Origin of the sequence: Escherichia sp. KTE96 (assembly GCF_000408525.1) — a bacterium.
GTDB lineage: Bacteria > Pseudomonadota > Gammaproteobacteria > Enterobacterales > Enterobacteriaceae > Escherichia > Escherichia marmotae.
Genome location: NZ_KE137146.1, coordinates 625,198 through 636,832, shown reverse-complemented (window position 1 = coordinate 636,832; position 11,635 = coordinate 625,198). Strand labels below are relative to the sequence as shown.

The window sequence follows — 11,635 nt, the reverse complement described above, 5'->3', positions numbered from 1 at the left end:
AAAGACAGGCGACCTTTTCAAGGAATAGCATGAAAAAGATTGATGCGATTATTAAACCCTTCAAGCTGGACGATGTCCGCGAAGCACTGGCTGAAGTCGGCATTACCGGTATGACGGTAACCGAAGTGAAAGGTTTTGGCCGCCAGAAAGGCCATACCGAGCTGTATCGCGGCGCGGAGTATATGGTGGATTTTCTGCCGAAGGTGAAAATTGAGATCGTCGTACCCGACGACATTGTGGATACCTGTGTAGACACCATTATTCGCACAGCGCAAACCGGTAAAATTGGTGACGGTAAAATCTTCGTCTTTGACGTGGCACGGGTCATTCGTATCCGTACCGGTGAAGAGGACGACGCGGCAATTTAAACCGCGTCGGGGTTGCCGGATGTCTCCATCCGGCAATATCAAATCACAGCACCTTATGTGGGCCAAAGCATTCGTAATGAATGTTTTCCTGCTTCACGCCCAGATCCACTAACTGTTTTGCGGCAAACTGCATGAAGCCAACCGGGCCGCAGAGATAGAACTGCATTGTCGGATTGCTGAACGCACCTTCGAGTTTGCTCAGATCCATCAGACCTTCGCTATCAAACTGACCTTTCGCGCGATCGGCTTCACTTGGCTGACGATACCAGGTATGCGCGGTAAAGCGCGGCAGCGATTGCCCCAGTTCCTTAACTTCATCGGCAAAGGCGTGAACATCGCCATTTTCTGCAGCATGGAACCAGTTCACCTGGGCGCTATGGCCTGTTTTTGCCAACGTGTCGAGCATCGCCAGCATTGGCGTCTGACCGACACCCGCAGAGATTAAGGTCACTGGCGTGTCATTCGCTACATCCATAAAGAAATCACCAGCCGGAGCCACCAGCTTAACGACATCGCCAACGTTAGCGTGATTGTGCAGCCAGTTGGATACCTGTCCGCCATCTTCGCGTTTCACTGCAATACGATAGCCTTTGCCATCCGGTTTACGGGTCAAAGAGTACTGACGAATTTCCTGATGCGGGAAACCTTCCGGCTTCAGCCAAATGCCGAGATATTGTCCCGGACGGTATTCTGCCACTGCGCCACCGTCGACCGGTTCCAGTTCGAAACTGGTGATCAATGCGCTGCGTGGTGTTTTAGCCACAATGCGGAAATCGCGCGTACCTTCCCAGCCACCGGCTTTGCTGGCGTTTTCGTTATAAATTTCTGCTTCGCGATTGATAAACACATTTGCCAGTACGCCATACGCTTTGCCCCATGCGTCCAGCACTTCCTGACCCGGGCTGAACATTTCGTCGAGGGTGGCCAGCAGGTGTTCGCCTACGATGTTGTACTGCTCCGGTTTGATCTGGAAGCTGGTGTGTTTCTGCGCGATTTTCTCCACTGCTGGCAGCAGCGCAGGCAGGTTTTCAATATTACTGGCGTAGGCGGCAATGGCGTTAAACAGGGCTTCACGTTGATCGCCATTACGCTGGTTACTCATATTGAAAATGTCTTTGAGTTCTGGGTTATGAGTAAACATACGGTCGTAGAAATGGGCGGTTAATTTCGGCCCTGTTTCCACCAGCAAAGGGATAGTGGCTTTTACTGTAGCGATGGTTTGAGCGTCAAGCATAGAGTCTTCCTTTTTTTGCATCTTAATTGATGTATCTCAAATGCATCTTATAAAAAATAACCCTGTCCTGTAAATGGTTCCTTGGTGTTTTTCATTAGGAATGTGATGAAGTGAAAAATTTGCATCACAAACCTGAAAAGAAATCCGTTTCCGGGAGTAAGTCCTTTATTCACCAAAGCCTTGACGTGCTTGAAGGTAATCGTTTGCGTAAATTCCTTTGTCAAGACCTGTTATCGCAGAATGATTCGGTTATACTGTTCGCCGTTGTCCATCAGGACCGCCAAAATTAGGCGAAAAAATTTTATTGTTAGCTGAGTCAGGAGATGCGGATGTTAAAGCGTGAAATGAACATTGCCGATTATGATGCCGAACTGTGGCAGGCTATGGAGCAGGAAAAAGTACGTCAGGAAGAGCACATCGAACTGATCGCCTCCGAAAACTACACCAGCCCGCGCGTAATGCAAGCACAGGGCTCTCAGCTAACCAACAAATATGCTGAAGGTTATCCGGGTAAACGTTACTACGGCGGTTGCGAGTATGTTGATATCGTCGAACAACTGGCGATTGATCGCGCGAAAGAGCTGTTCGGCGCTGACTACGCTAACGTTCAGCCGCACTCCGGTTCCCAGGCTAACTTTGCGGTCTACACCGCGCTGCTGGAACCAGGCGATACCGTTCTGGGTATGAACCTGGCACACGGCGGTCACCTGACTCACGGTTCTCCGGTTAACTTCTCCGGTAAACTGTACAACATCGTTCCTTACGGTATCGATGCAACAGGTCATATCGACTACGCAGATCTGGAAAAACAAGCGAAAGAACACAAACCGAAAATGATCATCGGCGGCTTCTCAGCATATTCCGGCGTGGTTGACTGGGCGAAAATGCGTGAAATCGCTGACAGCATCGGTGCTTACTTGTTCGTTGATATGGCGCACGTTGCGGGCCTGGTTGCTGCTGGCGTCTATCCGAACCCGGTTCCTCATGCTCACGTTGTCACTACTACCACTCACAAAACCCTGGCGGGTCCGCGCGGCGGCCTGATCCTGGCGAAAGGTGGTAGCGAAGAACTGTACAAAAAACTGAACTCTGCAGTCTTTCCGGGTGGGCAGGGCGGTCCGCTGATGCACGTAATCGCCGGTAAAGCAGTAGCGCTGAAAGAAGCGATGGAGCCGGAGTTCAAAACTTACCAGCAGCAGGTCGCGAAAAACGCCAAAGCGATGGTAGAAGTGTTCCTCGAGCGCGGCTACAAAGTGGTTTCCGGCGGTACTGATAACCACCTGTTCCTGGTTGATCTGGTTGATAAAAACCTGACCGGTAAAGAAGCTGACGCCGCTCTGGGCCGTGCTAACATCACCGTGAACAAAAACAGCGTACCGAACGATCCGAAGAGCCCGTTTGTGACCTCCGGTATTCGTGTGGGTACTCCGGCGATTACCCGTCGCGGCTTTAAAGAAGCAGAAGCGAAAGAACTGGCTGGCTGGATGTGTGACGTGCTGGACAGCATCAATGATGAAGCGGTTATCGAGCGCATCAAAGGTAAAGTTCTCGACATCTGCGCTCGCTACCCGGTTTACGCATAAGCGAAACGGTGGTTTGCTGACAATGTGCTCGTTGTTCATGCCGGATGCGGCATGAACGCCTTATCCGGCCTACAAAACTTTGCAAATTCAATACATTGCAATATCCGTGTAGGCCTGATAAGCGTAGCGCATCAGGCAATCTTACGTTTGTGATCATCGCGAGGCTTCCTTCGGGAAGCCTTGTTACGTTATCGCGGCATTAAATTTGCCGTAACTGCGCTTCAACATACAAATAGCCAATCCCCAGCACCTGTTGCGCGCGGCTTAATTGCCCGAAGCCAATTTGCGTCGCTTTCACGCCAGGCCCTTCATCGCGGTCGAACGGATTAAACCCTGTCTGGCGAATAATGGTATTAAGCCAGTTCTCGCCAAAGGCGCAGCTACGACCATACAGCCAAATCTGATTAATATTGAGGATGTTGAGGAAGTTATACAGACTTAAACCAATGGCGTTAGCACTGCGGTCAACCCAACTGGTGACCCACGGTTCTCCACTTTGCCAGGCAGCGATTAATTGCGCGGTAGTCAGTTTTTCGGGATCAAGTTGAGTATTGTCCGGCTGTGATTTTAGCCATACCCGCGCCTGCTTTTTTAATGCGCTTAACGAGGCGACGGTTTCCAGGCAGCCGTAACGTCCACAATCGCAGGCGACGCCATCGGGGTTAACGATGGTGTGACCAATCTGTCCGCTGCCATACAAACTGCCGCGATAAATTTGCTCGTTAATCACGAACGACGAGCCAATGCCGTAATCAACGTTGATCACGCAGAAATCACGCCCCTGCGAATTTTTTTGCCATTTCTCCGCCAGCGCCAGCATCACGCAGTCATTATCGACCATTACCCGAATGCCGAGCTTCTCTTCCAGCAGATATTTCACCTCAACCGGCGCTGTCCACGGCGCTTGCGGCATGGTTTGCGATACGCCGGTGACCGGATCAACCTGGCCGTGAATTGCCAGCGCCAGATTGATAGTGCGCTCTGGCCACAGTTTGCGATGGCGATGCCAGCATTTTTCGATCTCCGCCAATAGCGCCTGCGGTGTCGGAGCGTCAATCTGAAAGCGTTCAAATTCACCTTTCGGACTTAAACAGGCATTAGCGACCTGACACTCAATGCTGGTGGGCGTAACGTTCAGACACAGCGTCCAGGCACCCTCCGGTGCAATGAGCCATGTGCCGCTGCTATGCCCGCGCGTCTGGCTTTCATCGTCGATATTCACCACCCGCTTTTCGTTTTCCAGCTCCTGCAAAATATTACTGACTGCCGGAATCGAAATTTGCGCCAGTCGGGCCAGCGTCGATTTATTGGCACGTTTTTGCCGGTACAGCAGTTCCAGAATCACGCATTTGTTATGGTGGCGGATCTGTTGATTGTTAATGCAGGCTCTCATCTTCACTAAACCTTGTTTAGTTAATTGCGTGATTATTCCGCGAAAACATTGCCAGATTGTTCAATACACTGCCACAAATCTTTTAATTCAGTATGTCTTGTTAATATTGAGGGCACCATGACTCCAGTAAAAGTGTGGCAAGAGCGCGTTGAGATCCCGACCTATGAAACCGGGCCGCAGGATATACATCCCATGTTTCTGGAAAATCGCGTTTATCAGGGATCGTCCGGCGCGGTTTATCCCTATGGCGTGACGGATACGCTGAGCGAGCAGAAAACCCTGAAATCGTGGCAGGCGGTATGGCTGGAAAACGACTACATCAAAGTGATGATCCTGCCGGAACTGGGCGGTCGTGTGCATCGCGCGTGGGATAAAGTAAAACAGCGCGATTTTGTCTATCACAATGAGGTGATAAAACCGGCGCTGGTAGGGCTGCTGGGGCCGTGGATCTCGGGCGGGATTGAGTTTAACTGGCCGCAACACCATCGCCCGACCACCTTTATGCCCGTTGATTTCGCCATCGAAGCACATGAAGATGGCGCACAGACAGTATGGGCTGGCGAAACGGAACCGATGCACGGTTTACAGGTGATGACCGGTTTCACGCTGCGCCCTGACCGTGCCGCACTGGAAATCGCCAGCCGCGTCTATAACGGCAATGCTACGCCGCGTCATTTTTTGTGGTGGGCCAATCCGGCGGTGAAAGGTGGTGAAGGGCATCAGAGTGTTTTCCCACCGGATGTGACTGCGGTATTCGATCATGGCAAACGGGCCGTTTCAGCTTTCCCCATTGCCACCGGAACCTATTACAAAGTGGACTACTCCGCCGGAGTGGACATTTCTCGTTATAAAAATGTACCCGTTCCAACATCATATATGGCCGAAAAATCACAGTACGATTTTGTTGGCGCGTGGTGTCACGATGAAGATGGCGGTTTGCTTCACGTTGCCAACCACCATATTGCACCAGGTAAAAAACAGTGGAGCTGGGGACACAGTGAATTTGGTCAGGCGTGGGATAAGAGCCTGACCGACAATAACGGCCCGTATATCGAACTGATGACTGGCATTTTTGCTGACAACCAGCCCGATTTTACCTGGCTTGATGCTTACGAAGAGAAGCGTTTCGAGCAGTATTTCCTGCCTTATCATTCTCTGGGCATGGTGCAAAACGCCTCCCGCGACGCGGTGATTAAATTAGAGCGTAGCGAGCGGGGGATTGAGTGGGGGCTGTATGCCATCTCCCCGTTGAGTGGATATCGTCTGGCGATCCGCGAAATCGGCAAATGCAACGTGTTACTTGACGATGCCGTAGCCCTGACACCAGCGACCGCCATCCAGGGCGTGTTACACGGTATTGATCCGGGCAGATTGACTATCGAACTTTCCGATGCTGACGGCAATATTGTACTGAGTTATCAGGAACATCAGCCGCAAGAGCTACCGTTGCCGGACGTTGCTAAAGCGCCACTGGCAGCACAAGACATTACCAGTACAGATAAAGCCTGGTTTGTCGGTCAGCATCTGGAGCAATACCATCACGCCAGCCGTTCGCCGTTCGATTACTACCTGCGCGGCGTGGCGTTGGATCCGCTCGATTATCGCTGCAACCTGGCCCTGGCGATGCTGGAATATAACCGCGCAGATTTCCCGCAAGCGGTGGCATATGCCAGTCAGGCGCTAAAACGCGCACATGCACTGAATAAAAACCCGCAGTGCGGACAGGCAAGTTTGATTCGCGCCAGTGCTTACGAACGTCAGGGGCAATATCAACAAGCTGAAGAGGATTTCTGGCGTGCAGTCTGGAGCGGCAACAGTAAAGCGGGCGGCTATTACGGTCTGGCACGACTGGCGGCGCGTAATGGCAACTTCGAGGCAGGGCTGGATTTTTGCCAACAAAGCCTGCGCGCCTGCCCAACTAATCAGGAAGTGCTTTGCCTGCATAATCTGCTGCTGGTATTAAGCGGCCGTCAGGATAATGCGCGTTTACAGCGCGAGAAACTGCTGCGCGATTATCCGCTGAACGCCACCCTGTGGTGGTTGAACTGGTTCGATGGTCGTTCTGAATCTGCCTTCACGCAGTGGCGAGGTCTGTGTCAGGGGCGCGACGTGAACGCCCTGATGACTGCCGGGCAGTTGATTAACTGGGGAATGCCCGCCCTGGCGGCAGAGATGCTGAACGCACTGGACTGCCAACGCACGTTGCCGCTTTATCTGCAAGCGAGCTTATTGCCGAAAGCTGATCGTGGCGAACTGGTGACAAAAGCCATTGATGTCTTTCCGCAGTTTGTCCGTTTCCCGAATACGCTGGAGGAAGTGGCGGCACTGGAGAGCATTGAAGAGTGTTGGTTCGCCCGTCATTTACTGGCCTGCTTCTACTACAACAAGCGTTGCTACGACAAAGCCATTGCCTTATGGCAGCGTTGCGTAGAGATGTCGCCGGAGTTTGCCGACGGCTGGCGCGGGTTGGCGATCCATGCGTGGAATAAGCAGCACGATGATGAACTGGCCGCGCGTTATCTTGATAATGCTTATCAGCTTGCGCCACAGGATGCACGTCTGCTTTTCGAACGCGATTTGTTGGATAAGTTAACCGGATCTTCGCCGGAGAAACGACTGGCACGTCTGGAAAATAATCTGGAAATTGCCCTGAAACGCGACGACATGACCGCAGAACTGCTCAATTTGTGGCATCTCACCGGTCAGGCAGACAAAGCGGCGGACATTCTCGCCACGCGCAAATTCCATCCGTGGGAAGGCGGGGAAGGGAAAGTTACCTGCCAGTTTATCCTCAACCAGTTGTTACGCGCCTGGCAACACCTTGATGCCAGACAGCCGCAGCAGGCAAGCGAACTGCTTCATGCCGCGCTGCATTATCCGGAGAATTTAAGCGAAGGTCGTTTACCTGGGCAGACTGATAACGACATCTGGTTCTGGCAGGCAGTATGCGCGAAAACGCAGGGCGATGAAGCTGAGGCGACGCGCTGCTTACGAATGGCGGCGACCGGCGATCGCACCATTAACATCCACAGTTATTACAACGATCAGCCGGTCGATTATCTCTTCTGGCAAGGGATGGCACTGCGATTGCTGGGCGAACAACAAACGGCACAGCAACTGTTCAGTGAAATGAAACAGTGGGCGCAACAGATGGCGAAAACCAGTATCGAAGCGGATTTCTTTGCTGTTTCACAACCGGACTTGTTGTCGCTGTATGGCGATTTACAACAGCAGCATAAAGAAAAATGCCTGATGGTGTCGATGCTGGCGGCTGCGGGATTAGGGGAGATTGCGCAATATGAATCTGTGCGCGCTGAACTGACGGCGATTAATCCGGCCTGGCCGAAAGCGGCATTATTCACCACCGTGATGCCTTTTATTTTTAACTACGTTCACTAAACCCTATTAACTGTAATATTTGAGCGGCATGCGCTGCCGCTCATCACTAAATAATTAAAATAAGCCGTTGTAAATAAAAACCCTACAGGAGGCACTATGCCTGAAAAAATGAGAGCAACCCGTAATATAATTTTAATAGCTACGCTTTTGGGTAGCGCACTATTCGCCAGGGCTGCGGAAAAAGAAATGACCATTGGCGCAATATATCTTGATACTCAGGGATATTACGCCGGTGTACGTCAGGGTGTTCAGGATGCGGCAAAAGATTCCTCAGTACAGGTACAGTTAATAGAAACCAACGCACAGGGGGATATTTCAAAAGAAAGTACTTTTGTTGATACCCTCGTGGCGCGTAATGTTGATGCCATTATTTTGTCGGCAGTGTCTGAAAATGGCAGTAGCCGCACCGTTCGACGCGCCAGTGAGGCGGGTATTCCAGTGATTTGCTACAACACCTGTATTAATCAGAAAGGGGTCGATAAATATGTCTCGGCGTATCTGGTGGGCGATCCTCTGGAATTCGGTAAAAAACTGGGTAATGCCGCCGCCGATTATTTTATTGCCAACAAAATTGAACAACCAAAAATTGCCGTCATAAATTGCGAAGCTTTTGAAGTTTGTGTGCAGCGGCGTAAAGGGTTTGAAGAAGTATTAAAAGCCCGTGTTCCCGGAGCGCAAATTGTCGCGAATCAGGAAGGTACTGTTTTAGATAAAGCGATTTCTGTCGGTGAAAAACTGATTATCTCCACGCCGGATCTCAACGCCATTATGGGGGAATCGGGCGGCGCGACACTCGGCGCAGTTAAAGCAGTACGTAATCAAAATCAGGCCGGGAAAATTGCCGTTTTTGGTTCAGATATGACGACTGAAATTGCCCAGGAACTGGAAAACAACCAGGTGCTGAAAGCGGTAGTGGATATTTCCGGTAAGAAAATGGGTAACGCTGTTTTTGCGCAAACATTGAAGGTTATCGATAAAAAAGCCGACGGTGAAAAAGTGATTCAGGTGCCTATCGATCTCTATACCAAAACGGAAGACGGTAAGCAGTGGCTGGCAACGCATGTTGATGGTCTGCCCTAATAGCTGATTCGCAGAGGTCCCTATGTTCACGGCAACAGAGGCAGTCCCGGTAGCAAAAGTGGTGGCAGGAAATAAGCGTTATCCCGGCGTCGTTGCGCTGGATAACGTTAATTTCACGCTCAATAAAGGCGAAGTTCGCGCGCTGTTAGGTAAAAACGGCGCGGGCAAATCGACCCTCATTCGAATGCTCACCGGCAGCGAACGCCCGGACAGCGGCGATATCTGGATTGGCGAGACGCGGCTGGAAGGTGACGAAGCTACGCTGACTCGCCGTGCCGCTGAACTGGGGGTACGCGCGGTTTATCAGGAGTTAAGTCTGGTGGAGGGGCTGACGGTGGCGGAAAACCTCTGCCTTGGTCAATGGCCACGCCGCAACAGCATGATTGATTACCCGCAAATGGCGCAGGATGCCCAATGTTGCTTACAGGCGCTGGGTGTCGACGTTAGCCCTGAACAACTTGTTTCGACGCTAAGTCCGGCGCAAAAGCAACTGGTGGAAATTGCGCGGGTGATGAAGGGCGAGCCGCGCGTGGTCATTCTTGATGAACCCACCAGTTCGCTTGCCAGTGCGGAAGTTGAACTGGTGATCAGCGCCGTGAAAAAGATGTCGGCACTGGGCGTGGCGGTGATTTATGTCAGCCACCGGATGGAAGAAATCCGCCGTATCGCTTCCTGCGCCACCGTCATGCGCGATGGTCAGGTGGCGGGCGATGTGATGCTCGAAAACACCTCTACCCGTCATATTGTGTCGCTGATGCTTGGACGCGATCACGTTGATATTGCGCCGGTTGCCGCCCAGGAAATTGCTGACCAGATCGTGCTGGATGTTCGTGCGTTACGCCACAGACCAAAACTTGCGGAGATCAATTTTTCACTGCGTCGTGGTGAAGTGCTCGGTATTGCTGGCCTGCTGGGAGCCGGGCGCAGTGAATTGCTGAAAGCGATTGTTGGACTGGAAGCGTTTGAGCAGGGCGAAATTGTTATCAACGGCGAGAAAATCACGCGCCCGGATTACGGCGACATGTTGAAACGCGGCATCGGCTATACCCCGGAAAATCGCAAAGAAGCGGGGATCATTCCCTGGCTGGGCGTTGACGAAAATACAGTGCTGACCAACCGGCAAAAAATCAGCGCTAACGGCGTGCTGCAATGGTCCACCATCCGCCGCCTGACCGAAGAGGTGATGCAACGGATGACAGTCAAGGCTGCCAGTAGCGAAACGCCGATTGGTACGCTTTCCGGCGGTAATCAGCAAAAAGTGGTGATCGGTCGTTGGGTCTATGCCGCCAGCCAGATTCTGTTGCTCGACGAGCCAACGCGCGGCGTCGATATCGAAGCCAAGCAGCAGATTTACCGTATTGTCCGCGAGCTGGCCGCCGAAGGAAAAAGCGTGGTGTTTATCTCCAGTGAAGTGGAAGAGTTGCCGCTGGTGTGCGACCGCATCCTGTTGTTACAGCACGGCACGTTCTCGCAGGAGTTTCACTCGCCGGTCAATGTGGATGAGCTGATGTCCGCCATTCTGTCTGTGCACTGATGAATTTTACCGAGGAACCTGAAGATGTCTGCTTCGTCATTACCATTGCCGCAGGGCAAGAGCGTCTCGCTCAAACAATTTGTCAGTCGCCACATTAATGAGATCGGTTTGCTGGTGGTGATAGCCATTCTATATCTGGTCTTCTCCCTGAACGCGCCAGGCTTTATCTCATTAAATAACCAGATGAACGTGCTACGCGATGCCGCCACCATCGGTATTGCCGCCTGGGCGATGACGCTGATTATTATCTCCGGTGAAATTGATGTCAGCGTTGGGCCAATGGTGGCTTTTGTCTCGGTGTGCCTGGCATTTTTACTGCAATTTGAGGTTCCTCTGGCGGTGGCGTGTTTGTTGGTGTTGCTGTTAGGCGCGCTGATGGGAACGCTCGCCGGGGTGTTACGTGGCGTGTTTAACGTGCCAAGTTTTGTGGCCACGCTGGGGTTGTGGAGCGCCCTGCGCGGTATGGGGCTGTTTATGACTAACGCCCTGCCTGTGCCGATTGACGAAAACGAGGTACTGGACTGGCTGGGTGGGCAATTTCTCGGCGTGCCGGTATCCGCGCTGATCATGATGGTGTTGTTTGCGCTGTTTGTGTTCATCAGCCGTAAAACTGCCTTCGGGCGTTCGGTTTTTGCTGTGGGCGGTAATGCCACGGCGGCGCAGTTGTGCGGGATTAACGTCCGGCGAGTACGCATTCTTATTTTTACCCTTTCAGGATTATTAGCGGCGGTGACCGGCATTTTACTGGCGGCGCGCCTCGGTTCTGGTAACGCAGGCGCGGCAAACGGTCTGGAGTTTGACGTGATCGCAGCCGTGGTAGTTGGTGGTACGGCGCTTTCCGGCGGTCGCGGCTCCCTGTTCGGTACGCTGCTTGGCGTTCTGGTCATTACGCTAATCGGTAACGGTCTGGTGCTGCTCGGAATTAACTCCTTTTTCCAGCAGGTGGTTCGCGGCGTCATCATCGTGGTGGCGGTACTGGCGAATATCTTGCTGACTCAGCGAAGCAGTAAAGCGAAACGCTAAATATTAACGCCCCTGGCGCGG

General features: G+C 52.2%; 8 protein-coding genes. 6 read left to right on the top strand and 2 right to left on the bottom strand.

All coding sequences use genetic code 11. The features are described 5' to 3' along the window. The first annotated feature begins 29 nt into the window (after nucleotides 1-29). The gene (glnB, locus tag A1WG_RS18340) at nucleotides 30-368 is read left to right on the top strand and encodes a nitrogen regulatory protein P-II (RefSeq protein WP_000717694.1); all 339 of its coding nucleotides are present in this window, start codon (nucleotides 30-32) and stop codon (nucleotides 366-368) included. Nucleotides 369-411: 43 nt separating this feature from the next. On the opposite strand, the gene hmpA is transcribed toward glnB, so the two are convergent. After that, nucleotides 412-1,602 (bottom strand): NO-inducible flavohemoprotein, encoded by a 1,191-nt coding sequence (hmpA, locus tag A1WG_RS18345; RefSeq protein ID WP_001516889.1) that lies wholly within the window; start codon nucleotides 1,600-1,602, stop codon nucleotides 412-414. Between the two features lie 329 nt (nucleotides 1,603-1,931). On the opposite strand from hmpA, the gene glyA reads away from it, so the two are divergent. After that, on the top strand, nucleotides 1,932-3,185 hold the full coding sequence (gene glyA / locus A1WG_RS18350; protein ID WP_000919159.1) for a serine hydroxymethyltransferase: 1,254 nt from the start codon (nucleotides 1,932-1,934) through the stop codon (nucleotides 3,183-3,185). A gap of 199 nt (nucleotides 3,186-3,384) precedes the next feature. On the opposite strand, the gene A1WG_RS18355 is transcribed toward glyA, so the two are convergent. After that, nucleotides 3,385-4,578, bottom strand: a complete 1,194-nt coding sequence (locus A1WG_RS18355; protein ID WP_001516887.1) for an ROK family protein — start codon at nucleotides 4,576-4,578, stop codon at nucleotides 3,385-3,387. Between the two features lie 117 nt (nucleotides 4,579-4,695). On the opposite strand from A1WG_RS18355, the gene A1WG_RS18360 reads away from it, so the two are divergent. The 4 genes from A1WG_RS18360 (at nucleotide 4,696) to A1WG_RS18375 (ending at nucleotide 11,614) form a co-directional block, all read left to right on the top strand. Further along, nucleotides 4,696-7,977: a DUF5107 domain-containing protein gene (locus A1WG_RS18360; protein WP_001516886.1), complete on the top strand. Its 3,282-nt coding sequence runs from the start codon at nucleotides 4,696-4,698 to the stop codon at nucleotides 7,975-7,977. Nucleotides 7,978-8,073: 96 nt separating this feature from the next. Then, a complete protein-coding gene (locus A1WG_RS18365; RefSeq protein ID WP_016242530.1) occupies nucleotides 8,074-9,057 on the top strand; it encodes a substrate-binding domain-containing protein in 984 nt (327 codons plus the stop codon). Between the two features lie 22 nt (nucleotides 9,058-9,079). Then, nucleotides 9,080-10,591: a sugar ABC transporter ATP-binding protein gene (locus A1WG_RS18370; protein WP_001516884.1), complete on the top strand. Its 1,512-nt coding sequence runs from the start codon at nucleotides 9,080-9,082 to the stop codon at nucleotides 10,589-10,591. Between the two features lie 24 nt (nucleotides 10,592-10,615). Continuing rightward, nucleotides 10,616-11,614, top strand: a complete 999-nt coding sequence (locus tag A1WG_RS18375) for an ABC transporter permease (RefSeq protein ID WP_001276671.1) — start codon at nucleotides 10,616-10,618, stop codon at nucleotides 11,612-11,614. The last annotated feature ends 21 nt before the right edge of the window (nucleotides 11,615-11,635 follow it).

Excerpts from the sequence above, each read along its gene's own strand:
- glnB (WP_000717694.1), top strand. The coding sequence starts at position 30 with ATGAAAAAGATTGATGCGATTATTAAACCCTTCAAGCTGGACGATGTC.
- hmpA (WP_001516889.1), bottom strand. The coding sequence starts at position 1,602 with ATGCTTGACGCTCAAACCATCGCTACAGTAAAAGCCACTATCCCTTTG.
- glyA (WP_000919159.1), top strand. The coding sequence starts at position 1,932 with ATGTTAAAGCGTGAAATGAACATTGCCGATTATGATGCCGAACTGTGG.
- A1WG_RS18355 (WP_001516887.1), bottom strand. The coding sequence starts at position 4,578 with ATGAGAGCCTGCATTAACAATCAACAGATCCGCCACCATAACAAATGC.
- A1WG_RS18360 (WP_001516886.1), top strand. The coding sequence starts at position 4,696 with ATGACTCCAGTAAAAGTGTGGCAAGAGCGCGTTGAGATCCCGACCTAT.
- A1WG_RS18365 (WP_016242530.1), top strand. The coding sequence starts at position 8,074 with ATGCCTGAAAAAATGAGAGCAACCCGTAATATAATTTTAATAGCTACG.
- A1WG_RS18370 (WP_001516884.1), top strand. The coding sequence starts at position 9,080 with ATGTTCACGGCAACAGAGGCAGTCCCGGTAGCAAAAGTGGTGGCAGGA.
- A1WG_RS18375 (WP_001276671.1), top strand. The coding sequence starts at position 10,616 with ATGTCTGCTTCGTCATTACCATTGCCGCAGGGCAAGAGCGTCTCGCTC.